This window comes from Thioalkalivibrio sp. AKL6 (assembly GCF_000376905.1).
Lineage (GTDB): Bacteria > Pseudomonadota > Gammaproteobacteria > Ectothiorhodospirales > Ectothiorhodospiraceae > Thioalkalivibrio > Thioalkalivibrio versutus.
This window is the reverse complement of sequence record NZ_AQXS01000008.1, coordinates 219,546-244,571: the sequence shown is the minus strand read 5'-3', so window position 1 is coordinate 244,571 and position 25,026 is coordinate 219,546. Positions and strand designations below refer to the sequence as shown.

The window sequence follows — 25,026 nt, the reverse complement described above, 5'->3', positions numbered from 1 at the left end:
AACGCCCCTCCGGGCCTCCCTTCTTCCTTCCCGTGCTTTCTTTTTCTGTCAGGGCACGGGCAGCAGCAGGGCGATCCCGGTGAGGACGGTGACGACCTCGAAGGCGCGTTTGACCAGGCGGTTGCCGTAGTGCTGGGCCGCCCAGGCGCCCAGATATCCGCCAACAAAACTGCCCACCAGCAGCGCCGGCAGCCAGTCCCACTGCACCGTGCCGAGCGTCCCGAGCATCAGGGCGCCCGCCCCGTTCCAGACCAGGCCGACCAGGACCATGGTGTAGGCGACCGCCTGGGTATAGTTCATGCCGTACCAGCGCACCAGCCACAGGGTGACCATTAGCCCCGTGCCCGAGGCCAGCGAGCCGTTCAGGATGCCGATCAGGAACAGACCGGCCGCGCCGATCAGGGCGTGGCTCCAGGAAAAGCCGATCTCGCGCACCACCTGCCCGAGCTGCGGGCGGCGCCAGGAGTACCAGCCGAGGCCGATGGTCAGCAGACCCAGGGCGATTTCGCCGGCCCGCGGCGGGATCCCCAACACCAGCCAGGCACCGATTAACACCCCAGGCAGACCGGCCAGCAGGATAATGGCTAGGCGCCCGGGCTCGAATGTGCTTTTCTTGAAGTGGCGCAGGCCGGCACCGGCACCCAGGGCCACGGATGCGATCTTGTGGGTGGCCAGTGCCACGGGGTAGGGAAGGCCCAGAAAAATCAGGGCGGGCAATTGCAACAGGCCCGCCCCGCCACCGGCCAACGCGGAGAACCCGTTGGCCACGATGGCGATGAAGACGAGTCCGAGGTGTTCGAAAATGGTCATTTGGGGTGTGTGGAATGGGCAGCGGTCAGGGCTTTTTCGCCCGGCGCTGGCCGGTGCGTTGTTGCTGGGGCTCGCGGTCCCGGTCCAGGCGGATATCTACCGCTGGGTGGATGATAACGGGACCGTACACTATTCCAGCACCCCGCAGCCCGAGACCAGCCAGCGCGAACGCCGCATCTACGACTCCGAGGGGCGCATGCGCGAGATCCTGCCGGCCCCGATGAGCGCCGAGGAGCGGGCGCAGGCCGCGGCCGAGCGCGAGCAGGCGGAACGCAACCTGGAGGCGACGCAGCGCGCGCGTCAGGATCGAGTTGCGCGCGAGCACCAGTTGCGCCGGGCTTACACCTCGCTGGAGGAGATCGAGGAGCTGCGCGAGCGCCGCGAGCGATCGATTGGCGGCAATGTCCTGCGCAGCGAGGCCCAGGAAAAGACCCTGTTGCGTGAACGCGAGCGCATCCGCCGGCAGCTGGACGGCGCCAATGAAAACTCCTCGCTGGCGGATCGTTACCGGGCGGAGCTGGATGAGCTGGACGCGCGCATTGCCCGCGAGCGCCAGTACCGTCGGGGCCAGCGTGAGCGCCTGTCCGCGATCCACGAGCGCCTGGATCTGGACCGCCGCGACTTTCAGCAACTGGTGCTGAACGGCCGCGTTAACGACTGATCAACGTCCCCACACCCTGGTCGGTCAGCAGCTCCAGCAGCACCGCGTGTTCCACTCGGCCGTCCACGATGTGGGTGGCGTTCACGCCACTGCGCACGGCATCCAGGGCGCAGCGGATCTTCGGGATCATGCCGCCGTGGATGGTGCCGTCGCGGATCATGGCATCCACCTCCGGCGCGGCCAGGCGCGGTAGTAGCGCCCCGCTGCCGTCGAGCACACCCGGGGTGTTGGTCAGCAGGAACAGCTTCTCCGCATCCAGCACCACGGCGAGCTTCTCGGCCGCGGTGTCGGCATTGATGTTGTAGGCCTTGCCATCGCGGTCGAAGCCGATTGGGGCGATGACCGGGATGAAGTCACTCTGATCCAGGGTGTGGACGATGCTCGGGTCCACACCTTCCACCTGGCCGACATGGCCCAGGTCGACGCTGGGTTCGCCCTCGGCCGCGCTGTAGTCGCGCAACGGGGTCGCGCGGATCATCTGCCCGTCCTTGCCGGTCAGGCCGACGGCCCGGCCGCCGAAGCGGTTGATCAGCGACACGATCTCCTGGTTCACCAGCCCGCCGAGCACCATCTGCACCACGTCCATGGTCTCGCGGTCGGTCACGCGCAGGCCGTTGACGAATTCCGTCTCCTTGCCCAGGCGTTTCAGCAGTTCGCCGATCTGCGGTCCGCCGCCATGCACGACCACTGGATTCACGCCGACCTGCTTGAGCAGAACGATGTCACGCGCGAACGAGGCCTTCAGGTGGTCCTCGGTCATGGCGTTGCCGCCGTACTTGATCACGATGGTCTTGCCTGCGAAGCGCTGGATATAGGGCAGCGCTTCAATCAGTACGTGGGCAACGGAATGGGCCGTCTGGGTATCCATGGCGGGTCCGGTTGTCGGGTTTCGCAGCCGTGCAGTTTAGCACCCCGCCTTGCGGGTGCGTCGGGGCGGCCATGGTCAGCGTCTCCGTGAAGGTCGATTCGATATGCATGGTTTGACCGGTGACGCCGTGGCGGGTATAAAGCTGCGCACCACATACAACAAACGAAGGTGTCCCATGCTCTCGACCGAACAGAAGGCGATCATCCAGCAAACCGTGCCGCTGCTGGAATCCGGTGGCGAAGCCCTCACCCGTCACTTCTACGAGATCATGTTGCGCGACTACCCGGAGGTGCAGCCGCTGTTCAACCAGGCGCATCAGGCCAGTGGCGAACAGGCACGGGCCCTTGCCAATGCGGTCCTGAATTACGCACGGCACATCGACCACCTGGAGGCCCTGGGCCCGCTGGTGGGCCAGATCGTCAACAAGCACGTGTCGTTGCAGGTGCAGCCCGAGCATTACCCGATTGTCGGCACCTGCTTGTTGCAGGCCATGCGCGAGGTGCTGGGCGAGGAGGTCGCGACCGATGCGGTGCTGGAGGCCTGGGGCGCGGCCTATCAGCAACTGGCCGACATCCTGATCGAGGCCGAAGAGGGCGTGTACACCGCGCACGAACAGCAACCCGGCGGCTGGCGTGGTGCCCGCGCCTTTCGTGTGGAGCGCAAGTTCCCCGAGAGCGAGGAGATCACCTCGTTCTATCTGCAGCCGGTGGACGGTCAGCCCGTCCCGCCGCACCAGCCAGGGCAATACCTCGGGCTGCGCCTGATGATCGACGGCAAGGAGGTACGGCGGAACTATTCCCTGTCGGCGGCGGCGAACGGCAAGAGCCTGCGCATCAGCGTCAAGCGCGAGCCGGGCGGTGTTGCCTCGACGTTCCTGCATGACCGGGTTCAGGAGGGCGACGTGCTGGATGTCTTCCCGCCGGCCGGCGATTTCGTGCTGCGGACGTCGGATCGCCCCGTGGCCTTCGTGACCGCGGGGATCGGGATTACGCCCGCGGTGGCGATGACCGAGGCGGCGCTGGCGGACGGTCGCGAGGTGCACTTTCTCCACTGTGCGCGACACGGTGGCGTGCATGCGTTCCACGACTGGGTGGAACGTCAGGCAGAACAGATGTCCGGTCTGACGCGTCGTTATTGCTACAGCGAACCGCGTGCCGGCGACCAGCCGCATGCGGAAGGCTTCCTGACCCGGGAGCAGCTCGCCGAGTGGCTGCCCGACAGCCGCGAGGTGGATGTCTATTTCCTGGGACCGAAACCCTTCATGCAGCAGGTGCGCGCCCACCTGCGCGGGCTGGGTATCCCGGACGACCGGGTGAACTACGAGTTCTTCGGGCCCGCCTCCGCGCTGGAGACCTGACGCGGTTGGGGTGCCGGGCCGGGGTCAGCCCCGGCCCGAAGACCCGAAGCCGCCCGCGCCGCGGGTGGTCTCTTCGAAGTCCTCGACCACGCGGAATTTCGGCTGGATGACCGGGACGATGACGAGCTGCGCCAGGCGCTCGCCGATCTCGAGTGTGTAGGCGCTCGCGCCCCGGTTCCAGCAGGAGACCATCAGCGGGCCCTGGTAGTCGGCGTCGATCAGGCCCACGAGATTCCCCAGCACCAGGCCGTGCTTGTGTCCTAGCCCGGAGCGCGGAAGGATCATCCCGGCATAGCCCGGGTCCTCGATGTGGATCGACAGCCCGGTCGGGATCAGCTCGGCCGTGCCCGGCTCCAGCGTCAGCGGGGCCCCGATCATTGCCCGCAGGTCCACGCCGGCGGAGCCGTCGGTAGCCGGGGCGGGCAGCGGGAAGTCCGCGCCCATGCGCGGGTCGAGGATCTTCAGGTCAATCTCGGGGACGGGCATCCGGGGTTCCTTGGCAATGACTAATCTGTTTCGCGTGGGTTCAGGCGCTCGATGACCAGGTCGATCAGCGCGCGCGCCAGTTGGGCCTTGGGCTGGTTCGGCAGCGTGCGCTCGCCGCCCTCCCACAGACACAGCAGCTCGTTGGCGGCAGTACCGAAGGCGAGGCCCTCACCGACGCGATTGGCCGCGATCAGGTCGAGCCCCTTGTTTCGGCGCTTGCTGTCGGCGTGCTCGCGCAGGTCCTCGGTCTCGGCGGCGAAGCCCACCAGGAACGGGCGCCGGGGGAGCGTGGCCGCCTGGCGCGTGGCGTCGGCGAGGATGTCCTGGGTGCGTTCCAGGGCCAGGTTCATCGTGGGGTCGGACTTCTTGAGCTTGTGGGTCTGTGGTGCGGCCGGACGGTAGTCGGCCACGGCCGCTGCTGCAATCAGGATGTCGGTCGCGGGCAGGCGTTCCATCACCGCGGCGTGCATGGCGGCGGCGGTTTCGGTGGCAACGCCCTCGACGCCGGCGGGCACGGCCTGTGCGGTGGGGCCGTGCACCAGCGTCACCCGCGCTCCGGCGTCGCGCGCCGCCGCGGCCAGGGCGAAGCCCATGCGCCCGGAGCTGCGGTTGCCGATAAACCGCACGGGGTCGATGGGTTCGAACGTGGGGCCGGCGGTGATCAGCACCTGGCGGCCGGCCAGCGGGGCGTCTGCCGGCTGCAGCAGTTCGCGCGCGATCGCGGCCGGCTCGCGCAGGCGGCCTTCGCCCTGCTCGCCGCAGGCCTGGTCGCCGCTGTCGGGTCCGATCAGGGTCACGCCGCGTTCGACCAGGGTCGCAATGTTGGCCTGCGTGGCCGGATGCGCCCACATGCGGTGGTTCATCGCCGGCGCCAGGGTGACCGGCGCGGTGGTGGCCAGCAGCAGGGTGCTCAGCAGGTCGTCCGCCAGGCCCTGGGCGTAGCGGGCGATCAGGTTGGCGCTCGCGGGGGCGACCACGATGCGATCGGCCCAGCGCGCCAGGGCGATATGGTCCATGCCCGATTCGGCCTCGGCATCCAGCAGTTCGGTGCGCACCGGCGCGCCGGACAGGGCCTGGAAGGTCAGCGGGGTCACGAAGGCGCGGGCGCCCGCGGTCATCACCACGCGCACCGCGCAGCCGGCGCGCTTCAATTCGCGCACCAGCTCGCAGGCCTTGTAGGCGGCGATGCCGCCGCTGATGCCGACCAGTATCCGGGGCTGGGTGTCGTGTTCCGTCATGCGCCGGATTCTACCCGGTTCCCTTGTCCTGGCGCGCGGAGACGCCGGCGGTCAGGGCGTAGCGCATCGCATCCTCCAGCGGCAGGTCCAGCGGCTCGACCCGCTCGCGCGGCAGCATCAGGGTGTAGCCGCCGATCTGGTAGCTCATGGGCATGTAGACCGCGAGCGTCTCCGGCCCCCCCAGGTTGTCCGGCAGGCCCTCGAAGTCCTCGCGGGTGACAAAGCCGACCAGTTTGAAGTCGGTGCCGGGGAACGTGACGAGCACGGCCTTCCCGAAACGCTGATGGATGTCGCCGGAGAGCAGGTTGGTGACGTCGCGCACGGTGCCGTGGATCGTCTTGATCACGGGGATGCGCTGCATCAGGCCCTCCAGCCAGTCGAACAGCCAGCGCACGACATAGGCCTGCAGCAACACCCCGAGGCCGAAGATCAGGCCGATGCCGGCCAGGATCCCCATGCCCGGGAAGTAGAGCAGATCCGGCAGGACGGCCTGCAGCAGGCCCCCGAGGACATCCTCGGCGGTGCTGCCCAGCCACCACAGCAGGGCCAGCGTGATCGCGGCCGGGAGGATCGCGGCCAGGCCGGTCAGGAAGGTGCGGGAGATTCGGCGCACAACAGGCTCCGTGCAGGGGGGATCTCCGGAATGCTAACGCATCCGCGTCCGCAGTACGGTCGGCTGCCGGTCCACGCTTGCTCGGGGCGGCACTTCCGTGATCGGGTGCAGTCTATGAATTGGGTTTGAGCGGCATTATTGCCGGTAGAGGGAGTGAATCATGAGCAGATGGACCGGGTTGCTGGCGCTGGTAGTCTCGGCGGTTGCGCTACCGCAGGCCTCCGTCGCGGGGCCATCGGACGCGGCCGCGCCCGAGGACTACGCGATGACGCCCGAGGCGGTGGCGCCGGGCGTCTATGCGGTGATGACGCCGGCGCGGGATCTCCCCAGTCGCGAGAACCTCGGCTGGAACGCGAACATGGCGTTCGTGGTGACCGACGACGGGGTGCTGGTGTTCGACACCGGGTCTTCCGAGACCATGGGTGTGGCGCTGCGCGAGGCGATTGCCGAGGTTACCGATCAACCGGTGCGCTGGATCGTGAACAGCCACAGCCACGGGGATCACTGGCTGGGCAACCACGCCTTCGCCGATTCCGACCCGGAGATCATGGCCGGTTCCGACGCGCTAGCCCGCATGGAGGCGGAGGGCGACGGCTGGGTCGAGAATTTCCGCGAGATGACCGAGGGCGCGACCGGTGACACCACGCCGCTGTTGCCGAATGTTGCGGTGGACGAGCGCATCACCCGTGATCTCGGCGGCACCGAGGTCGTGATCCTTCCCTCCGGGGGTGCCCATTCGCCGGGAGACCTGAGCGTCTGGCTGCCGCAGACGCGGGTCCTGCTGGCCGGGGACGTGGTCTACAGCGATCGTGCGCCGTCGGTCTGGGATGGCGATGTCGCGCAATGGATCGACCTGCTGGACGAGTTGATTGCGCTGGAACCGGCGGTGGTCGTACCCGGCCACGGTCGGCTGGAGGATGCGCAGGCGCTGGACCGGCTGCAGCGCTATCTGGTCACCCTTTGGGATGCGATTGAGGAAGGGGTGGAACAGGGGCTGGCCGATTTCGAGACCGTGCCGCTGGTGCGCGAGCGCATGGCCGATCTGATCGATCACTACCCCGGCTTCGAGGACAAGATCGACCGCTCGGTGGCCACTACCTACCCGGCCGTCGAGGCTGCGGTGTTCTGAATCCCGGCGTTCAGAACTGCCAGGTGGCGTGCAGCGAGCCGAACTCGGCCGCGCCCTTGGCCTGGCCGCTGAATTCGCGCGAGCGCCAGACATGGGTGTAGCCCAGGCGCACCCCGCCCACATGGAACACGAACCCCGCGGTGAGCTCGCCCACCACGGGGTGCTTGTCCACCGAGGGTCCGTCACGAAAGACCGGGCCGTCCAGGAACAGGTCGTAGAGCATGAGCCGCGTGTCGACACCGGCAAACGCATAGCCGCCGGCGCGCGCGGTGGTCTCGAAGGTGTGGGTGCCGGACAGGGCCGGCCGGATCCGGGGCGGGCCGTAATCGCCCGGCAGGTTGCGCCCCGCGCGCACGATGGCACCGGCATTCGCGAAGGTGAAGGGTGTCCCGGCCGCCGCGCCCCAGTGCGGGGTCAGGTCGGCACCCCAGCCGTTTTGCGTGCGATGGGACCGGCCGCGCAACTGGCGCTCGTAGGCCAGCATCAGCGTCGGTTCATTGCCGATCTGGTGATCCCACCCTTGCGGCTCCGGCGCGCTGGACCAGTTGTGGACCTCCCTCTGGGTACGGTCGGCCAGGGAGGCCGGGCCGACCGTGCCCAGCGTGACCTGCAGGCGGTCCAGTCGGTCTTCGTGTTCCGCGGCCATGCTGAAATTCAGGTACAGCCAGCCGGCGTAGGGCCGATCATCCGGGTCCGGTAACGTGCGCTCGATGTCCTCCGGGGTGTACATGTTCTGACCCAGGTGGATCGCCGCCTTCAGGCGTTCGGGCTCCTCGCGACGGATGAAGAACGGCAGGCTGTCCGCCACAGTCCGCAGCCAGGGTGGCACGCGTTCCTCGCTGCGCGTCCAGCCGATGCGAACCCCGTTGGTGTAGTAGCGATCCTCGCCCCCGAACAGGTCGTTCTCGAATTCGAAGTGCAGGGCATCCACGCCGCTCCCGGCCAGGCTGGTTGGGCTGGCGACCGCCACGCACAGGAGTGCCGTGGCCAGCAGGCCAGCCTCTCTCCAGCGGGTGGAGCGCCGTCGGGATGCGGGGGCGTTCCGGTATGATTGGCGCATGGACCTCTCCAACCAGATCATCTTCCTGGCCGCGATCGTGCTGCTGGGGAGCATCCTTTCGAGCGTGATCACCTCGCGGCTGGGTGTGCCCCTGTTGCTGGTGTTTCTGGTCATCGGGATGCTGCTGGGCCCGGAAGGCCCGGGCGGTCTGGTGTTCGAGAATATCACCGTTGCCTATCTGATCGGCTCGGCGGCGCTGGCGATCATCCTGTTCGACGGCGGGATGCGCACACCGGCGCGCAATTTCCGCATCGGGCTGAAACCGGCGCTGGGCCTGGCCACACTCGGGGTCATCGTCACCTCGGGGCTGACCGGGGCGTTTGCCGTGTGGTGGCTGGGACTGTCCTGGCTGGAGGGGCTGCTGCTCGGGGCGATTGTCGGGTCCACCGATGCTGCGGCGGTGTTCTCCCTGCTGCGCTCGCGCGGGCTGGAGCTGAAGAGCCGTGTCGGCGCCACGCTCGAGATCGAGTCCGGCTCCAACGACCCGATGGCGATCTTCCTGACCATTGTGCTGATCGAACTGCTGCTGATGCCGGAACAGCAGTTCGGCCTGGTGGTGCTGGTCGAGTTCGTCCAGCAGATGGGCCTGGGCGCGTTGCTCGGGGTGGGTGGCGGCTTTGCCCTGCTCGCGCTGATCAACCGGGTGCCGATGGCGGCCGGGCTTTATCCGCTGTTTGCGATGGCCGGGGCACTGGCCATCTTCGGGCTCACCGGGCTGGTCGGCGGTTCCGGGTTCCTCGCCGTGTACCTGGCGGGGCTGCTGCTCGGCAACCGACCGCTGGAGGCCTCGCAGAACATCAAGCGCTTCCACGACGGCATCGCCTCGCTGGCGCAGATCGGCATGTTCCTGATGCTGGGCATGATCGTCGCCCCGTCCGAGCTCCCGCCGGTGGCGCTGGACGCCGGCCTGGTCGCCGCCGTGCTGATCCTGATCGCGCGGCCGCTGGCGGTGTGGATTTGCCTCTATCCGTTCCGCTTTCCCTGGCGCGAGCAGGTATTCATCTCCTGGGTCGGTCTGCGCGGGGCGGTGCCGATTATCCTCGCGTTGTTCCCACTGCTGGCCGGGCTGGAACTGGCTGGCTACTTCTTCCACGTGGTGTTCTTCGTCGTGCTGATCTCGCTGCTGGTGCAGGGCTGGACCGTCGCGACCTCGGCACGCTGGCTGGGGCTGGAGTTGCCCCCCACCACCGCGCGGGTGCAGCGCACCGAGCTCGACATTCCGGGGCAGCAGGAGATGGAGCTGGTCGGCTACCGTCTGGCGGAGACCACCCCGGTGGTGCGCGAGGCCTGGTCGAATTTCCGCTTGCCGGGCAGCGCGCGGGTGGTGGCGCATCTGCGCAAGGGCAAATTGCTGGAGACCCTGGAGCTGCTGGATCTGCACGCCGGCGACCACCTCTACATCATGGTCACGCCCGCGGATCTGCATGATCTCGACCGCCTGTTCGTGCCCAAGGACGAGGTGCCGGAACGCCTCACCGAGCGCAGCGTGTTCGGCGAATTCGCGCTCAACGGCGACGCCCAGCTGGGCGCAGTCGGCATGGCCTATGGAGCCCCGGTCCCGCCCGAACGCCAGGGTGAAACCCTGGAGGTCTATCTGCGTCGCGAGCTCCAGGCCGAACCGGTCGTCGGCGATGCCGTCGATCTCGGCCCGATGCGCCTGGTCATCCGCGAAATGGACGGCGCCCGCATCACCCGCGTCGGCTTGAAGCTGCTGAAGCCTTCGTGATCATATCCTGCCAGGTTAAAAGCAGGGGCATGTGGTCGCTGACTTTCAGCCAGTAATCGGTCGGGTAGCCGATTTCGATCGCGCACTGTGCCAGCCGGTCGCGGGGTACGAAGGCGTAGTCAATGTGATAAGGCTTGTTCGCGTTTCGCTGGAGATAGAACGTGGCCTGGGACTCGCCGCCCTGTGATTCGTCGAACTGGTGGTGGTAAAGGCTTCGCAGCCCGATTGCCTCGAGTTCGGACACGACGTCGGTGTGATTCCACCATTGGTCGGGGCGATCCCAGACCGTGTTGCTGTTGAAGTCGCCAACGATGACCGCCTGATGCTGACGGATTTGTTCGCGGTGGATCTGGAGGTATTTCCAGAATTGTCCGATGTACCGAAAGGCCTGCTGGTTACTGCCCTTGGTCCAGACGGCGATGAAGACCTGATTCTCGTCCAGCACGAACGGCAGAAATAGTTTCAGATCGTCCGTTGCCCATTCGAGGGCCGGGCTGGTCCCGGAAAGCCCGGGCAGCTGAAAGTTTCCGGACCAGTGCAGGGCTCGAACCGAATGGCCTTTTCGCGGAAATATCCCGATGCCTTTGTGCCGTGATTCGCCGGCCCAGAGGTAATTGCCGGCCCACTGGTGGAAGGCCGGAGTCGAGCGAGCGGGATCCTCGCATTCCTGAACGACGAGTACATCGGCATCCAGTCTGGCGATTGCATCGAGCTTGTTGCGCAACGCGCCGTTGCAATTCCAGCTGACGAGCCTCATCCCTACTTTTCGAGCATGGCCTTCAGGCCGGCGAGGTGGGCGCGGGCGGTGAGCTGCTGGGTCTCGGGGTCCGGCGGCTTGGCGTCGGGCCAGTCGAGATGCTCCTCGGGGAGTTCGTCGAGAAAGCGCGAGGGCTCGCAATCGAGGCTTTCGCCATAGCGGCTTCGGCTTTGGGCGTAGGTGATCAGCAGGGTTTGCTGGGCGCGGGTCAGGCCAACATAGGCCAGGCGGCGCTCCTCCTCGATGGAGTCGTCTTCGACGCTGACGCGGTGTGGCAGAAGTTCCTCCTCGAAGCCGACCAGGCAGACATGCGGAAACTCCAGGCCCTTGGCGGTGTGCAGGGTCAGCAGCTGTACCGACTCGTTGCCGTCCTGGGAATCCCGGTTGCGATCGAGGATGTCCATCAGGCTGATGCGATTGACGATGTCGGCAAGGCCCATGCTGCGGGTGTCCTCGGCCTCGTCATCACCGTATTCGGCCGTGGTGTTCGCTCCGCCCATGCGCCCGACCCAGTCGATGAATTCGCGCACGTTGTCCATGCGCCGGGTCGCTGCGCGCGGGTTGGGACTGTTTTCCAGTAGCCAGGATTCGTAGTCGATGTCTTCGACCAGGCCGCGTAGCAGGACGTCCGGGGACTCTTCCGCGCCGCGGCCCTGGAAGCCATCGATCCAGTCAGTAAAGCGCTCCAGCCGGGCCTGGGCGCGGGCATCCATGTATTCGGAAAGACCGGCGCCGCGCGCGGCCTGCAACAGGGAGGTGCCGCGCTGGTTGGCGTAGTGGCCGAGCTTTTCCAGGGTGGCTGGCCCGATCTCGCGGCGCGGGACGTTGACCACGCGCAGGAACGCGGTGTTGTCGTCCGGGTTGGCGAGCAGGCGCAGGTAGGCAACCAGGTCCTTGATCTCGGCCTTCTCGAAGAACGACTGGCCGCCGCTCAGGCGGTAGGGGATGCCCTGCTCGCGCAGGAGCTTCTCGAACAGCCTGGACTGGTGGTTGCTGCGGTAGAGGATCGCGAAATCCCCCCAGCCCGCGTTGAGACGGAAACGCCGGCGCATCAGCTCGGAGACCACGCGCGCCGCCTCGGTGTCGGCATCGGAGCAGCCGATGACCTCGATCTTTTCGCCCTCGCCCAGCGCACTCCACAGGCGCTTCTCGAACACGTGCGGGTTGTTCGCGATCAGCGCGTTCGCGGTGTGCAGGATGCGGTTGGTGGAGCGGTAGTTCTGCTCCAGCTTGATTACCTCCAGGCGCGGGAAATCGTCCTGCAGGCGCACGAGGTTTTCCGGGCGCGCGCCGCGCCAGGCGTAGATCGACTGGTCGTCATCGCCCACCACCGTCAGTCCATCACTGACGCCAACCAGCAGGCGCACCAGTTGGTACTGCGCGGAGTTGGTGTCCTGGTACTCGTCGACCAGCAGGTGGCGGATGCGGTCCTGCCAGCGGTTACGCAGCTCCGGATCGTCGCGCAGGCAGTCCACCGGGCGCTTGATCAGGTCGTCGAAATCCACTGCGTTGTAGGCGCGCAGGGCGTCCTCGTAGCGTGGGTAGAGGTTGGCGGCGGCGATGGCCTCCGGGGCGTCGGTCATCTGACTCGCCTCATGCAGCGCCTCCGCCGGCGTCATCAGGTCGTTCTTCCAGCGGCTGATGTGCGCGACCAGTGCGTCCACCTCGGAGCCCGTGTCGTCGCGGTAGGTGATCTCGCGCAGCAACTGCCGGCAGTCGCCCGGGTCGAGGATGGAGAAGCCGGCACGCAGCCCGGCCGCCTGCAGTTCGCGGCGCAGGAAATTGAGCCCGAAGGTGTGAAAGGTGGAGACGCTAAGCCCGCGTGCCTGCTCGCGCGCCAGGCGGCCCTGCACGCGCTCGCGCATCTCGCGCGCGGCCTTGTTGGTGAAGGTGATGGCAACAATGCGGCGCGCCTCGAGCCCGCGCTGCTCGATCAAGTGCGCGATCTTCTCGGTGATCACGCGCGTCTTGCCCGACCCCGCTCCGGCCAGCACCAGCAGTGGGTGGTCCGTGGTGGTCACGGCGGCCTGTTGTTGAGGATTCAGTTCAGACACCGGGGTGATCGATTCCTTCTCAGCGGGGCGCGTAAACTAACCCACGATCCAGCATTCATAAAGACAGTAACGGTGAGGGTAAGCCATTGACCGATGTGTCGGGCACTGCAGCCGCGGCCGGGACGGACGGGTCGCTCCCGCGTCTGACCCAGTTTGATTTTCATCAGCGCCTGATGGATGAGCCGGGCTCGGCGGTGATTCTGTTCACGCGCCAGGGCTGCGGCGCGTGCAAGGTGATGGGGCGGGTCCTGGCGGAGTGGCAGGCGGCCGCGGATGCGCCCGCCTTGTTCGTGGTGGACGCCGAGACGGATACCGCCCTGGTGCGCGAATTCGAGGTCTTCCATCTGCCGGCGCTGTTCGTGTTCCAGGAGGGCGCCTACCACGGTCGCCTGGAGGCCCCGCCCCGGTTGCCCCTGCTGCGCGAGGCGCTGACCGCCTGCCTCGCGCGCCCACCCGAGGAGGCACCATGACCTCGAACGACATCGACTGGTGGCCGCCCGCGCGCGTGGTGGAAAGCCCGAACCAGGATGCCCGCCCGCCGGGACAGGACCCGGAATTGATTGTGGTGCATGCGATCAGTCTTCCGCCCGGCGAGTTCGGTGGACCGCATATCGCCGAGTTGTTCCAGAACCGGCTGGATCCGCAGGCCCATCCCTACTTTGCCGAGATCGCGGCGTTGCATGTCTCCGCCCATGTGCTGATTAACCGCGACGGGGGGGGCACCCAGTTCGTGCCGTTCTCCCGCCGTGCCTGGCATGCAGGGGCGTCGCAGTGGTGCGGACGCGAGCGCTGCAACGATTTCTCCATCGGGATCGAACTCGAGGGGACCGACGAGGACCCGTTCACCCCGGCGCAGTACGCCGAACTGGCGCGGTTGGTGGACTGGCTCCGGGCACGCTACCCCGGTATTGGCGCGGATGGGCTGGTGGGTCACAGCGATATTGCGCCGGGGCGCAAGACGGACCCCGGGCCCTGCTTCGACTGGACGCGCCTGCGGCGGGAATTGCAGGCGGTGACGGCATGATCGTGGATTTGTTGCGCCACGGGGAGCCGGAGGGCGGTCAGCGCTATCGCGGTCATGGCTGCGACGATCCGCTGAGCCCGCGCGGGTGGGCCCAGATGGAGCAGGCGGTGAAAGGCGAGGCCGGCTGGCAGTACGTGGTCAGTTCGCCGATGCAGCGTTGCCGCGCCTTCGCTGAACGCCTCGCCGCCGGACAGGATTTACCGCTGTCCCTGGCGCCGGATCTGCGCGAGGTGGGCTTCGGCGACTGGGAGGGGCGGACCCGGGTTGAGCTTCAGCGTGACCGGCCGGAGGAGTACCGAGCCTTCTACGCCGACCCAGTCCACGCGCGGCCGGCAGGGGCCGAGCCGCTGGCGGACTTTCGGCGGCGGGTGGAGACCGGCTTCGAGGCGGCGTTGCGGCCCCTGGAGGCCGAGCGCGTGCTGCTGGTCGTGCACGCCGGGGTGATCCGCGCCCTGGTGGGCTGGGTGATGGGGGTGCCGGACGCGCGGCTGTTCCAGTTGGAATGCGACTATGCCAGTCGCACTCGCCTGCACCGGCACCCGACCCGGGGCTGGCGCCTGATCCACGCCAACCGGGTTTGAGTCGGACGCAGCTCCGGTCTACCCGGCCTGGTTGCTGCGCTTGGGGACGGCCTTCACCGACAGGTAGAAGTCGTTGTTCAGCACGTCGATCAGACGATCGATGTTCGGGTGCTTGCCGGGGTTGGCGCGGGCGTCATCGGCGTGGTTGCCGTACATCAGCAGCCCCGAGTTGGCCGCCTTGGGGCCGATGCCGCCGAAGTCCAGCGCCAGCTGATAGTAGATCTGCAGCGACAGGCTCTGGCCTTCCACGTTTTCGATGGTCGCGGTGGGGTTGTAGTCTTCGCCAAACAATTCCAGGCGTTCGATATTGCTGACGTCGGGCAGCTTCTTGGACATGTCGGGCTCCTCGAAATAATGGCGGCATTATCGGGGCATGACCCGGTGGCGACAACCAACCCGCGAAGGCGGCAGGGTCGCGCCGGGTCAGCGACGAAGGCGCCACATGCTAAGATAGCGGCTTTTGTCGAGGGGACACGAACATGTCGCGAAGCGCGTTCATGGAGGCCGCCCAGGCCGCCGCCGATGCCGCCGAGAAGGTAATCCGCCACTATTACGAGGCGGGTGTCGACGTTGAAACCAAACCCGACGATACCCCGGTGACCCGGGCCGACGTGGAGAGCGAACAGGCGATCCGCCAGGTGATCCGCGAGCACTTCCCGGATCACGGTTTCTACGGCGAGGAGACCGGGCAGTCGGACATGGATTCCGACTACGTCTGGTTGATCGATCCGATCGACGGCACCAAGAGCTTCGTGCGCCGCTACCCGTTCTTCTCCACCCAGATCGCGCTGATGTACAAGGGCGATCTGATCCTGGGGCTGTCCAATGGCATCCAGTTTGGTGAGCGGGCCTGGGCGGAAAAGGGCCAGGGCGCGTTCCTGAATGGCGACCCGATCGCGGTCGAGAAGACCACTGATCTGGGTCGGGCCTCCCTGTCCACCGGCAACCTCAAGTCCCTGGCGCAGAATGCTGAAGCCTGGAAGGCACTGGGTAGCATCACGGCCGAAGTGAACCGCACCCGTGGCTACGGCGACTTCTACCACTACCACCTGCTGGCGCGCGGCAGCATCGACCTGATCGTCGAGTCGGACGTGAATATCCTGGATATCGCCGCACTGGCGGTGATCGTGCGCGAGGCGGGGGGCGTGTTCACCAACCTCTCTGGCGGCGAACTGGACCTGCAGACCGCGAATGTCCTGGCCGCGGCCACCCCGGAACTGCATCGTACGGCCCTGACCCGCTTGGGCTGGAAGGGCTAGCAGTCGCCCAAACCCGAGCGACTGTTGGTCGCGTATGGATAAGCGCCTTCCCGGCGCCTCGGTTGGGGCGCGTGGGGTTGCCGGCGCCGGAGGCTATTCTCCGGCGCCGTTCCCGTTGGTTCCCACCAGTCCGTGGGTGCGCAGCTTCTTGCGCAGGGTGGCGCGGTTGAGTCCGAGCAGGGCCGCCGCGCGGCTCTGGTTGCCCCCGCAGCGCTCCAGCACGCTGGCCAGGAGGGGGCGCTCCACCTCGTTCATCACCAGCGCGTAGAGATCGTGGCTGCTCTGCCCATCCAGGGTCTCGAAGTACTGGTCCAGTGCATGGCGCACGGACTCGGCCAGCACGCAGTCGGACGGGAGCACGCCTGCAACCGGCGTCTCGTGGACCTCAGGGTCCTGTTCGAGTGGCATGTTCATGCTCATGCAGCCTCGCTTGCGATTCCCGTCAGGTGGGCCCGAAGGCGCCACAGTTGTTCGCTGGCCGTGGGGGCGGCGAGAAGGTCAGCCCGGGCCGCCCGGGTGCGGGCCTCGTCGAGACCCAGGCCCTGAAGATACCAGCCCAGGTGCTTGCGCGCGATGCGCACGCCCTGCGGTTCGCCGTATTGGGCGTGCAGTTCGCCAATGTGCTCCTCGATCAGGGTCAGGCGGGCGGCGCGCCCGGGTGCCGGCGGTATCGGTTCGCCCGCCAGCGCGGCCCGGATCTGACCCGGGAGCCAGGGCCGGCCCTGGGCGGCACGCCCGATCATCACGCCCGCCGCGCGGGTCGTATCCAGTACCTGCAGGGCCTTTTCGGGGCCGGTGATGTCGCCATTGGCAAGCACGGGGATGGAAACGGCCCGGACGATGCGCGCGATGGCGGCGTAGTCCGTCTCTCCGCGATAGGCATCGGCCCGCGTGCGGCCATGCACGGTCAGCATCGCAATGCCGCAGTCCTCGGCAATGGCCGCGATGGTCTCGCCGTTGATCCGTTCGCGGTCGAGGCCCAGGCGCATCTTCAGGGTCACCGGGACCGTGACCGCGGTGGTGAGCGCCTGGAGCAGTTCGCGCACCCGTTCCGGCTCGCCCAGTAGCGCCGATCCGGCGGCCTTGCTGCAGACCTTCTTGGCCGGACAGCCGAGGTTCAGATCAATCACGTCGGCGCCGCGGCGAACGTTCTCGCGCGCAGCCTCGGCCAGGGCCTCGGGTTCGTTACCCAGCAACTGTACGATGCGCGGGCGCGGCTCCTGGCGATGATCCAGGCGGTGGCGGCTCTTGTCGCTGGTCCATAGTCGGGTGTCGGAGGTCACCATCTCGGATACCGCCGCGCTGGCCCCCAGGCGGCGGGCCAGTAACCGAAACGGACGGTCGCTGACCCCGGCCATCGGCGCCAGAAACACGACAGGGTCGGGGAAGTGGTGAGTTCCGAGCTGCATCGGGGCTATCGGGTCGGGAGCAAGCGGGCCAGTCTAGCAGCTAACCTGCGCGCTTTCCGGTGCGGTCGATCGCGAGACGCATGTGAATGCGCGCGAGCTTGGACCCGGGAATTACCGGGGCTGGATTTCGATGCCGGCAATGTGGCCATGAGGACTGGCAACGGCCAGACGCACGGAATGGGGGGAGTGGGCATTCATCGGTGCGTGGGTGTCGGTGTAGTCGTCGGGGGTCAGCCGGAGGGTGCCATGGGGCGTCCCCAGCTGGTCGGTCAGGCGAATATCGAGGATCGGCCAGGCCTGCCGGATCGGGCTCTCGAGCACGAATTGCAGGTGCAGAGTGCCATCGCTGGTGGTGAAGAAATTGGGCGCCGAGGTCCGGATTTGTCCAGGGGCGCGCCGCGGGTGCCAGGTCGGGCAGGGGAGGGTCGCGCACACTTGCGCCCGGGCCTGGGTCAGCTGGGCGCTCTGGTCCGGTGCCACGGGCGGGATTGCCAGTAGTTGGGCGCTCAGCAGCAGCATCAGGGCGGCGGCCAGTACGATCCCCGGCCAGGAGCGCCGGTGTGTTGCGCCTGCCGAGCCCAGGGGGCTTGCGTGGCGTTCGATGTTGAGGGGTATTGCAGCGCCCGGAGCCCGCTCGATGGCGTGGAGGGGCGCCTGCCGTGCCGGGAGGAGCCCCTGGCCCAACACGCGTTCGCCCGCGCCGCCGATCTCCAGTGCCGGGAACAGATCGAACTCGGCATCGCAATTGGAGCAGTGCACTCGCCTCTGACGGAGCTTGGCCCCGCGGGCGAGGGCGTGGGTGACGCCGCATTGGGGGCAGCGGGCCAGCATCCTACGGGCTGGGCGTCAGGTGTCGCGAGGATTCGCCCGATGGGGCCTGCTGATGGGCTTGCGGCTCGTTGGTGCAGCCGGGCGATCCTGTGCTTGCGGCGCCTTGCCGTTGAGAGCGATCGACCCGGCCGGGCGCGTCCATGACTCAGCGTCTCCCTAGCGCCGGCGGCCGCCGAGCAGGGCCCAGCCTTCGCGGCAGTCCTCGACGCCGATATCGAAGGTGTCAGAGTAGGCCGCGATGACTTCGTCTGCCTGGCGTTCGAGCAGCCCGGCGAGCAGGATGCGTGCGCCCGGTTTCGCCGCCCGAGCCAACTCCGGTGCCAGATCGATCAGCGGCTTGGCGAGGATGTTGGCCAGCACCAGGTCATAGGCCGCGCCGGGCACAGGGTGATCGGTCAGCCCCGTCTCCAGCTGTGCGGGCGGGATGGCGTTGGAGTCGGCATTGCTGCGGGTGGCTTGCACGGCCTGTTCATCGATGTCGATGCCCAGTGCATGGCGTGCGCCCAGCTTCAGGGCGGCGATCGCGAGGATGCCTGAGCCGCAGCCGTAGTCGAGGACCTCTTGATCGCGCGGTGGCTGCTGGGCCAGGGCGGCCAGGCACATCGCGGTGGTCGGGTGATTGCCGGTCCCGAAGGCAAGACCGGGGTCCAGGCGCACGAAGGTGCCTTCCTCGATCGCCGGTTCGTCCTCCCAGGAGGGCACGATCCAGAGCGCGCCGCCGCAATGGATGGCGCCAAGACCGTCCAGCCCGGCGCGGACCCAGTCCTGGTCCTCGATCGCCTGGACCTGGATCGCCTCCGGGGCCTGCGCCTGGCGCGCCAGCGCGGCGGCGGCGAGGTCCGCCTGGGTGGTGTCCGGGAACACCGCCTTCAGGCGCACGGTGGACCACAGGGGATGGGTGCCCAGGGGCGGCTCGAAAAGGGGTTCGTCTGCCGCGTCGAACAGCTCGACGCTGACGGCACCCAGTTCGAACAGGGTGTCCTCCAGCGGCTCGGCTTGTTCCGGGCTGATCTGGCATTCAAGTTCGGCAAGGCTCATGGCATCAGGCTCGTGGCGCGAGGGGGAAGGGTCAGGCCTGTGCCTTGAGCTTCTTCTCGAGATAGTGGATATCGGTCTCGCCGCGCTGGAAGTTCGCGTCGATCATCAGGTCGTGGTGCAGCGCGACGTTGGTCTGGATGCCGTCGACCACGATCTCGCCCAGCGCCCCGCGCATGCGCGCCAGCGCGATCTCGCGGCTGTTGCCGTGGGCGATCAGCTTGCCGATCATGGAGTCGTAGTGCGGCGGCACCATGTAGCCGTTGTAGATGTGGGTATCCATGCGGATGCCCGGTCCGCCCGGCGCGTGGTATTGCTGGATGGTCCCGGGGCTGGGCATGAAGGTACGGGGGTCTTCCGCATTGATGCGGCACTCGATCGCGTGACCGGTGATGCGCACGTCGTCCTGCGTGTAGCCCAGGGGTTCCCCGGCGGCGATGCGGATCTGTTCGCGCACCAGATCGATGCCGGTGACCTGCTCGGTGACGGTGTGCTCGACCTGCAGCCGGGTGTTCATCTCGATGAAATAGAACCCCCCGTTCTCGTACAGGAACTCGAAGGTACCGGCGCCGCGGTAGCCGATCTCCTGACAGGCGCGGATCAGCCGTTCGGCCATGGCCTGGCGCTGGTCATCGGTAATGCCCGGGGCCGGTGCCTCCTCGATGACCTTCTGGTGGCGTCGCTGCATCGAGCAGTCACGCTCGCCCAGGCAGACGGCGTTGCCGTGGCTGTCGGCGAGGATCTGGAACTCCACGTGGCGCGGGTGTTCCAGGTACTTCTCCATGTACAGGGTGTCATTGCCGAACCCCTGCTGCGCCTCGTTGCGGGTCAGCGATATGGCGTTCAGCAGCGCGCCCTCGGTGTGCACCACACGCATGCCGCGCCCGCCACCGCCGGCGGCGGCCTTGATGATGACCGGGTAACCGATCTCGCGCGCCAGCGCCAGGTTGGTGTCCGCGTCGTCGCCCAGGGCGCCGCCGGAGCCGGGCACGCAGGGCACGTTGGCCTCCAGCATCGACTGCTTCGCGGAGACCTTGTCGCCCATCAGACGGATGGTCTCGGCGCGCGGACCGATAAAGGCGAAGCCCGAAGACTCCACGCGTTCGGCGAAGTCCGCGTTTTCCGACAGGAAGCCGTAGCCCGGGTGGATCGCGCCGGCGTCGGTGACCTCGGCGGCCGCGATCAGCGCGGGAATGTTCAGGTAGCTCTCGCCCGAGGCCGCGGGGCCGATGCATACCGACTCGTCCGCCAGGCGAACGTGCTTCAGGTCACGGTCGGCGCTGGAATGCGCGGCGACGGTGGCAATGCCCATCTCGCGGCAGGCACGCAGGACCCGCAGGGCGATCTCGCCGCGGTTGGCGATCAGAATTTTCTCAAACATGCTCGAACCTGTTTCCAGCGAAGCCGGGAATGTGACGCCCGGCGGATGGGTTCATCCGATGATGAACAGCGGCTGCCCGTATTCCACCGGGTTGCCGTTCTCGACCAGGATGTCGCGGATGGTGCCGCCCTGGTCGGCCTCGATCGGATTGAGCATCTTCATGGCCTCGATGATGCAGAGGGTCTCGCCGGCCTCCACCGTCTGGCCGACCTCGACGAACGGCTTGGAGCCCGGGCTCGGGGCCCGGTAGAAGGTGCCGACCATGGGTGCGGTGACCCGATGACCGTCCATTTCCGGTACGGCCTCTGTCGCGCCCGCCGGGGCTGCGGTCGGGGCCGCCGCGGCGGCGGGCGCCGCTGGGGGCAATGGGGCCGGGGCGGCGGCCATGGGCGTCCCGCTGGCGGAGCGGGTGATGCGCACCGACTCCTCGCCTTCGTGGATCTCGATCTCGTGGATACCGCTCTCGTCGAGCAGGTCGATCAGTTTCTTGACCTTGCGAATGTCCATGGAAGCCTCTTAGTCCTTGATAGCTGCAAGCGCCGCATCCAGCGCCAGCCGGTAGCCAATGACGCCGAAGCCACTGACCAGGCCGGCGGCGACATCGCTCAGGCGCGAGGTCTGGCGGAAGGGCTCGCGGGCGTGGATGTTGCTGATATGGATCTCGTAGAACGGGATGGCGACGCCCAGCAGGGCATCGCGCAGGCTGACACTGGTGTGGGTCAGGCCGCCCGGATTGATCAGGATGTGCCCCACGCCCACGCCCTCGCCGGCGGCGGCGTGGATGCGGTCGATCAGGTCGCCCTCGTGATTGCTCTGGAAGCAGTCGAGGGTTGCGCCGGCCTGTTCCGCCCGGGCTTTAAGGTCGGTCTCGATGTCCGCCAGGGTCTGTACGCCGTAGCGCTCCGGCTCCCGCTGTCCCAGCAGGTTCAGGTTGGGGCCGTTGAGCAGCAGTATGGACGCCATGGCAGGGGGAATCGGTAGCGATCCTGTCGAGAATGGACGCGATTGCACCGAAAAATCACGATGCAGCGAATGATCGGGATTCTGCCGCAGGAAGGGTAGGAGTGTCCAGCGCGAGGCGCTGGAGACGTCGCCAGAATGGGGTCGGCCCGGCGCCCCGGCGAGCGTCGGGGGCCGGGCCGGAACGTGCGGGTTAGTCGGCGGTGAGCGGGAACAGGGTGAGTTCGACGCGGCGGTTCTGTTCGCGGCCGGCATCGGTGTCGTTGGTAGCGACCGGCTGGTGCGGCCCGAGGCCGATGGTGTGCACCCGCACCGGCTGTACGCCACGGCGGATCAGGGCCTGACCCACGCTCTCGGCACGGCGCTCGGAGAGGTCCATGTTGTATTCCACCCGGCCGGTGCTGTCGGTGTGCCCGGCGACCTCGATCCCGGTCTGGTCGAATTCCTCCAGCACCAGTGCGACCGAGTCGAGGACGTCATGGAATTGCGGCTTGATCTCGCTGCGATCGAAATCGAAGGTGATGTTGCTCGGCATGTTGAGGATGATGTTGTCGCCGTCGCGGGTCACGCTGACGCCCGTCCCCCGCAGCTGTTCGCGCAGGGCATCCTCCTGGCGGTCCATGTAGTTGCCGATGGCGCCACCGGCCAGGGCCCCGATGCCGGCACCAATCATGGCGCGCTGGGTGCGGTTGCGACTGCTGGTGACGCTGCCGAGCACCGCACCGGTGGCGGCCCCGATGCCGGCCCCGATGGTGGCTCGGGAGACGCGTTCTTCCCCGGTGTACGGATCCGTGGTGGTGCAGCCCACCACCAGTACCAGGGCGCTGGTGACGGCCAGAGCAAGAATGCGTTGCATGATGAATCTCCCAGTATTCGCTGGCCCCGTGCGGATACGGGGCAATAGGTTCAGCTTGCGCTGCGGCGCGTGAACCGTCCATGAACCCGGGTTGTGGGTGGGCTATTCGGGAGCGATTTCGTGACGCAGTTGACGCAGAATGGGATCCGTCTCGGGGTGCACCCCGCGCCAGATGGAGAAGGCCTCGGCCGCCTGTTCCACCAGCATGCCGAGGCCGTCGCTGCCGCGTACACAGCCCGCGCCGGCGGCCCAGTCCAGGAAGCGCTTGGCGCCGGCGCCGTAGACCAGGTCATAGGCCAGGCTGTCCGCGTGGACGAGGTGGTCGGGGAGCACCAGTGCATCGTCGCCGAGACCGGTGGCGGTGGCGTTGACCACCAGATCGAAGGGGCCCTGCGGCAGGGCGTCCAGGCCGCAGGCGGAGAGCCGGGTGGCCGGGGCGATATCCCGGAAGGCATCCACCAGCCCCGCGGCGCGGGCCACGGTGCGGTTGGCGATGATCAGCACCTCTGGTGCGCCTTCCAGCAGCGGCTGCAGCAGGCCGCGGGTGGCGCCTCCGGCCCCCAGGATCAGGACCTGGCGATTGCGCACGTCGAAGCCGAGGCGGTCGAGATCGCGACAGAAGCCGACGCCGTCGGTGTTGTCGCCGTGGATCCGGTGGTCGCCATCGCGCCACAGGGTGTTGACTGCCCCGGCATGGCGCGCCCGGTCGCTCAGCACCCGGGCCAGGGCGAAGGCCTCCTCCTTGAATGGAACGGTCACGTTGAGGCCCTTGAGCCCCTCGGCGAACCAGGCGTTGACCTCCTCGGCAAACTGGCCTGGCGTCCCCAGGCGGGCCTCGTAAACGAGGTGCTGACCGGTCTGTTCGGCGAACAGGGTGTGGATGCGCGGGGACAGCGAGTGGTGGATCGGGTTGCCCACCACGGCATAACGATCCGGGCGCGGCTCGCTCATCGCGCCGCGTCCTCTGCCAGCCATTCGGCCACGGCGCGGGCGTAGTAGGTGAGGATGCCGTCGGCCCCGGCGCGCTTCATGCCGGTCAGGGCCTCCAGCACGCAGGCGCGTTCGTCCAGCCAGCCGCGTTCGGCGGCGGCCTTGAGCATCGCGTATTCGCCGGAGACGTGATAGACGAAGGTCGGGCGCCGGAATTCGTCGCGGATGCGGCGCACCACGTCGAGGTACGGCATGCCCGGTTTGACCATCACCATGTCGGCCCCCTCGGCGAGATCCAGCGCGACCTCGTGCAGGGCCTCGTCGCCGTTGGCCGGGTCCATCTGGTAGGTCTCCTTGCCGCCCTTGCCGAGGTTGCCGGCGGAGCCCACCGCGTCGCGGAACGGGCCGTAGAAGGCGGAGGCGTATTTCGCGGAGTAGGCGAGGATGCGCGTGTGCACGCGCCCGCCGTCCTCCAGGGCGCCGCGGATCGCGCCGATGCGCCCGTCCATCATGTCGGAGGGGGCGACCACGTCGGCACCGGCCGCTGCGTGCGACAGCGCCTGCTTCACCAGGGCCTTGGTGGTGATGTCGTTCACCACATAACCGTCGTCGTCGATGATGCCGTCCTGACCGTGGGTGGTAAACGGGTCCAGGGCCACGTCGGTGATCACGCCGAGTTCCGGGTGGTCCGCCTTCAGTGCGCGCACCGCGCGCTGGGCGAGGCCCTCGGGGTTCCAGGCCTCCTGTGCGTCCAGGCTCTTCTTCTCGCCCGGCACCACCGGAAACAGCGCCAGTGCCGGGATGCCCAGGCGCACGGCGGCGGCCGCCTCTTCCAGCAGCTGGTCGATGGAGACGCGTTCCACGCCGGGCATCGACGGCACCGCCTCGCGCACGCCCTCGCCCTCGGTGACGAATACCGGCAGGATCAGGTCGTCCGCGCGCAGGTGGTGTTCGCGCATCAGGCGGCGGGAGAAGCCGTCGCGGCGCATTCGGCGCGGGCGGCCGGCGGGATAGGGGGCGATCGGTGCGGTCATGCCAGGTCCTTGCGTGTTTGGAGTCAGCCGGCAGTCTCGGCGAGCCAGTCGCGCGGCTTCAGATAGCGTTCGTACAGTTCGGCCTCGGGCGTGCCGGGCGCCGGCTGGTAGTTGTACTCCCAGCGTACCAGCGGCGGCAGCGACATCAGGATCGACTCGGTGCGCCCGCCCGACTGCAGGCCGAACAGGGTACCGCGGTCGTAGACGAGGTTGAACTCGACATAGCGCCCGCGGCGGTAGAGCTGGAACTGGCGCTCGCGCTCGCCAAAGTCGGTGGCGCGGCGGCGCTCGACGATCGGGGCGTAGGCGTCGAGGTAGGCGTTGCCCACGCTCTGCATGTAGCCGAAGGCATGCTCGAAGCCGCCCTCGCTGAAGTCGTCGAAGAACAGCCCGCCCACGCCGCGCGGCTCGTCGCGGTGCTTGAGGTGGAAGTACTCGTCGCACCACTTCTTGTGCGCCGGGTAGAGGTGCTCGCCAAACGGGCGGCAGGCGGCCTCGGCGGTACGGTGCCAGTGGGTGCAGTCCTCGTCGAAGCCGTAGTAGGGCGTCAGGTCGAAGCCGCCGCCGAACCACCAGATCGGGTCCTCGCCGGGCTTCTCGGCAATGAAGAAGCGCACGTTGGCGTGCGAGGTCGGAACAAAGGGGTTGTGCGGGTGGATCACCAGGGACACGCCGGTGGCCTGGAACGAGCGCCCGGCCATCTCCGGACGGTGGGCGGTCGCCGAGGCCGGGAGGTTGTCGCCCATCACGTGGGAGAAATTCACCCCGGCCTGCTCGAACACCGCGCCCTCGCGCAGCACGCGGGTGCGCCCGCCGCCGCCGGCAGGGCGCTCCCAGGCGTCCTCCTCGAAGCGGGCCCGGCCGTCCAGGCCCTCGAGGCCCTGGCAGATGCGGTCCTGCAGGCCCTGCAGGTAGTCGATTACGCGCTCGATGGAGACGTTGTCCTGGCTCATGCTGCGTCCCGGTT

Annotated in this window: 28 protein-coding genes; 8 read left to right on the top strand and 20 right to left on the bottom strand. The window is 67.7% G+C overall.

The features are described from left to right. Positions 1-48: 48 nt before the first annotated feature. Positions 49-810: a sulfite exporter TauE/SafE family protein gene (locus tag D575_RS0104295; protein WP_018144681.1), complete on the bottom strand. Its 762-nt coding sequence runs from the start codon at positions 808-810 to the stop codon at positions 49-51. Here D575_RS0104295 and D575_RS0104290 point away from each other — a divergent pair. After that, positions 803-1,471, top strand: coding sequence for a DUF4124 domain-containing protein (locus D575_RS0104290; RefSeq protein WP_018144680.1), 669 nt, complete (start codon positions 803-805; stop codon positions 1,469-1,471). The genes D575_RS0104295 and D575_RS0104290 overlap by 8 nt on opposite strands. Here the strand turns inward: D575_RS0104290 and argB are convergent. Continuing rightward, positions 1,461-2,339 (bottom strand): acetylglutamate kinase, encoded by an 879-nt coding sequence (gene argB, locus D575_RS0104285; RefSeq protein WP_018144679.1) that lies wholly within the window; start codon positions 2,337-2,339, stop codon positions 1,461-1,463. The genes D575_RS0104290 and argB overlap by 11 nt on opposite strands. Positions 2,340-2,514: 175 nt before the next feature. On the opposite strand from argB, the gene hmpA reads away from it, so the two are divergent. After that, on the top strand, positions 2,515-3,696 hold the full coding sequence (gene hmpA, locus D575_RS0104280) for an NO-inducible flavohemoprotein (protein ID WP_018144678.1): 1,182 nt from the start codon (positions 2,515-2,517) through the stop codon (positions 3,694-3,696). A gap of 24 nt (positions 3,697-3,720) precedes the next feature. Here the strand turns inward: hmpA and dut are convergent, their stop codons facing one another. Genes dut through D575_RS0104265 form a run of 3 tightly spaced genes read right to left on the bottom strand, consistent with a single transcriptional unit; the run spans position 3,721 to position 6,033 of the window. After that, a complete protein-coding gene (gene dut, locus D575_RS0104275; protein WP_018144677.1) occupies positions 3,721-4,182 on the bottom strand; it encodes a dUTP diphosphatase in 462 nt (153 codons plus the stop codon). Positions 4,183-4,202: 20 nt separating this feature from the next. Next, positions 4,203-5,420 (bottom strand): bifunctional phosphopantothenoylcysteine decarboxylase/phosphopantothenate--cysteine ligase CoaBC, encoded by a 1,218-nt coding sequence (gene coaBC / locus D575_RS0104270; RefSeq protein WP_018144676.1) that lies wholly within the window; start codon positions 5,418-5,420, stop codon positions 4,203-4,205. Positions 5,421-5,430: 10 nt separating this feature from the next. Next, positions 5,431-6,033 carry a DUF502 domain-containing protein gene (locus D575_RS0104265; protein WP_018144675.1) on the bottom strand — a complete coding sequence of 201 codons (603 nt, stop codon included), beginning with the start codon at positions 6,031-6,033 and terminating at the stop codon, positions 5,431-5,433. A gap of 160 nt (positions 6,034-6,193) precedes the next feature. On the opposite strand from D575_RS0104265, the gene D575_RS0104260 reads away from it, so the two are divergent. Next, positions 6,194-7,162: an MBL fold metallo-hydrolase gene (locus D575_RS0104260; RefSeq protein ID WP_018144674.1), complete on the top strand. Its 969-nt coding sequence runs from the start codon at positions 6,194-6,196 to the stop codon at positions 7,160-7,162. A 10-nt stretch (positions 7,163-7,172) separates the two neighbouring features. On the opposite strand, the gene D575_RS0104255 is transcribed toward D575_RS0104260, so the two are convergent. Beyond that, a complete protein-coding gene (locus D575_RS0104255) occupies positions 7,173-8,132 on the bottom strand; it encodes a lipid A deacylase LpxR family protein (protein ID WP_018144673.1) in 960 nt (319 codons plus the stop codon). 88 nt (positions 8,133-8,220) lie between these two features. On the opposite strand from D575_RS0104255, the gene D575_RS0104250 reads away from it, so the two are divergent. Further along, on the top strand, positions 8,221-9,948 hold the full coding sequence (locus D575_RS0104250) for a potassium/proton antiporter (protein WP_018144672.1): 1,728 nt from the start codon (positions 8,221-8,223) through the stop codon (positions 9,946-9,948). On the opposite strand, the gene D575_RS0104245 is transcribed toward D575_RS0104250, so the two are convergent. Together D575_RS0104245 and D575_RS0104240 are read right to left on the bottom strand one after the other, a co-directional pair. Further along, the gene (locus D575_RS0104245; protein WP_018144671.1) at positions 9,911-10,705 is read right to left on the bottom strand and encodes an endonuclease/exonuclease/phosphatase family protein; all 795 of its coding nucleotides are present in this window, start codon (positions 10,703-10,705) and stop codon (positions 9,911-9,913) included. The two genes, D575_RS0104250 and D575_RS0104245, sit on opposite strands and share 38 nt — an antisense overlap. Positions 10,706-10,707: 2 nt before the next feature. Next, positions 10,708-12,759 carry a UvrD-helicase domain-containing protein gene (locus tag D575_RS0104240; protein WP_018144670.1) on the bottom strand — a complete coding sequence of 684 codons (2,052 nt, stop codon included), beginning with the start codon at positions 12,757-12,759 and terminating at the stop codon, positions 10,708-10,710. 86 nt (positions 12,760-12,845) lie between these two features. On the opposite strand from D575_RS0104240, the gene D575_RS0104235 reads away from it, so the two are divergent. The 3 genes from D575_RS0104235 to D575_RS0104225 are packed head-to-tail and all read left to right on the top strand — an operon-like array spanning position 12,846 to position 14,364. Beyond that, positions 12,846-13,229: a thioredoxin family protein gene (locus D575_RS0104235; RefSeq protein ID WP_018144669.1), complete on the top strand. Its 384-nt coding sequence runs from the start codon at positions 12,846-12,848 to the stop codon at positions 13,227-13,229. Then, positions 13,226-13,783, top strand: a complete 558-nt coding sequence (gene ampD / locus D575_RS0104230) for a 1,6-anhydro-N-acetylmuramyl-L-alanine amidase AmpD (protein ID WP_018144668.1) — start codon at positions 13,226-13,228, stop codon at positions 13,781-13,783. The genes D575_RS0104235 and ampD overlap by 4 nt, the downstream gene beginning before the upstream one ends. After that, positions 13,780-14,364, top strand: coding sequence for a histidine phosphatase family protein (locus tag D575_RS0104225; protein ID WP_018144667.1), 585 nt, complete (start codon positions 13,780-13,782; stop codon positions 14,362-14,364). The genes ampD and D575_RS0104225 overlap by 4 nt, the downstream gene beginning before the upstream one ends. 18 nt (positions 14,365-14,382) lie before the next feature. On the opposite strand, the gene D575_RS0104220 is transcribed toward D575_RS0104225, so the two are convergent. Further along, entirely contained in the window at positions 14,383-14,700 is a 318-nt protein-coding gene (locus D575_RS0104220) for a DUF2322 family protein (RefSeq protein WP_018144666.1), read from the bottom strand. Between the two features lie 161 nt (positions 14,701-14,861). Here D575_RS0104220 and D575_RS0104215 point away from each other — a divergent pair, with 161 nt between their 5' ends. Next, positions 14,862-15,623 (top strand): inositol monophosphatase family protein, encoded by a 762-nt coding sequence (locus D575_RS0104215; RefSeq protein WP_018144665.1) that lies wholly within the window; start codon positions 14,862-14,864, stop codon positions 15,621-15,623. Positions 15,624-15,716: 93 nt separating this feature from the next. Here the strand turns inward: D575_RS0104215 and D575_RS0104210 are convergent, their stop codons facing one another. The 11 genes from D575_RS0104210 to hemF all read right to left on the bottom strand — a co-directional run bounded on the left by D575_RS0104210 (position 15,717) and on the right by hemF (position 25,012). Beyond that, a complete protein-coding gene (locus D575_RS0104210) occupies positions 15,717-16,043 on the bottom strand; it encodes a helix-turn-helix domain-containing protein (RefSeq protein ID WP_018144664.1) in 327 nt (108 codons plus the stop codon). After that, on the bottom strand, positions 16,040-17,032 hold the full coding sequence (gene dusB, locus D575_RS0104205; RefSeq protein ID WP_018144663.1) for a tRNA dihydrouridine synthase DusB: 993 nt from the start codon (positions 17,030-17,032) through the stop codon (positions 16,040-16,042). Before dusB ends, D575_RS0104210 begins: the two co-directional genes overlap by 4 nt. A 111-nt stretch (positions 17,033-17,143) precedes the next feature. After that, positions 17,144-17,791 (bottom strand): DUF3426 domain-containing protein, encoded by a 648-nt coding sequence (locus tag D575_RS0104200; protein WP_018144662.1) that lies wholly within the window; start codon positions 17,789-17,791, stop codon positions 17,144-17,146. A gap of 228 nt (positions 17,792-18,019) precedes the next feature. Continuing rightward, positions 18,020-18,901 carry a 50S ribosomal protein L11 methyltransferase gene (prmA, locus tag D575_RS0104195; RefSeq protein ID WP_018144661.1) on the bottom strand — a complete coding sequence of 294 codons (882 nt, stop codon included), beginning with the start codon at positions 18,899-18,901 and terminating at the stop codon, positions 18,020-18,022. 31 nt (positions 18,902-18,932) lie between these two features. After that, entirely contained in the window at positions 18,933-20,279 is a 1,347-nt protein-coding gene (gene accC / locus D575_RS0104190) for an acetyl-CoA carboxylase biotin carboxylase subunit (RefSeq protein ID WP_018144660.1), read from the bottom strand. A 51-nt stretch (positions 20,280-20,330) separates the two neighbouring features. Next, positions 20,331-20,786 carry an acetyl-CoA carboxylase biotin carboxyl carrier protein gene (gene accB, locus D575_RS0104185; RefSeq protein WP_018144659.1) on the bottom strand — a complete coding sequence of 152 codons (456 nt, stop codon included), beginning with the start codon at positions 20,784-20,786 and terminating at the stop codon, positions 20,331-20,333. Positions 20,787-20,795: 9 nt separating this feature from the next. Further along, complete coding sequence (gene aroQ / locus D575_RS0104180) at positions 20,796-21,242, bottom strand: type II 3-dehydroquinate dehydratase (protein ID WP_018144658.1); 447 nt, start codon at positions 21,240-21,242, stop codon at positions 20,796-20,798. 190 nt (positions 21,243-21,432) lie between these two features. Then, entirely contained in the window at positions 21,433-22,095 is a 663-nt protein-coding gene (locus D575_RS0104175; protein ID WP_018144657.1) for an OmpA family protein, read from the bottom strand. A gap of 102 nt (positions 22,096-22,197) precedes the next feature. Then, positions 22,198-23,046, bottom strand: a complete 849-nt coding sequence (aroE, locus tag D575_RS0104170) for a shikimate dehydrogenase (RefSeq protein ID WP_018144656.1) — start codon at positions 23,044-23,046, stop codon at positions 22,198-22,200. Continuing rightward, positions 23,043-24,059 (bottom strand): porphobilinogen synthase, encoded by a 1,017-nt coding sequence (gene hemB / locus D575_RS0104165; RefSeq protein WP_018144655.1) that lies wholly within the window; start codon positions 24,057-24,059, stop codon positions 23,043-23,045. Before hemB ends, aroE begins: the two co-directional genes overlap by 4 nt. Before the next feature lie 23 nt (positions 24,060-24,082). Beyond that, complete coding sequence (hemF, locus tag D575_RS0104160; protein ID WP_018144654.1) at positions 24,083-25,012, bottom strand: oxygen-dependent coproporphyrinogen oxidase; 930 nt, start codon at positions 25,010-25,012, stop codon at positions 24,083-24,085. Positions 25,013-25,026 lie beyond the last annotated feature (14 nt).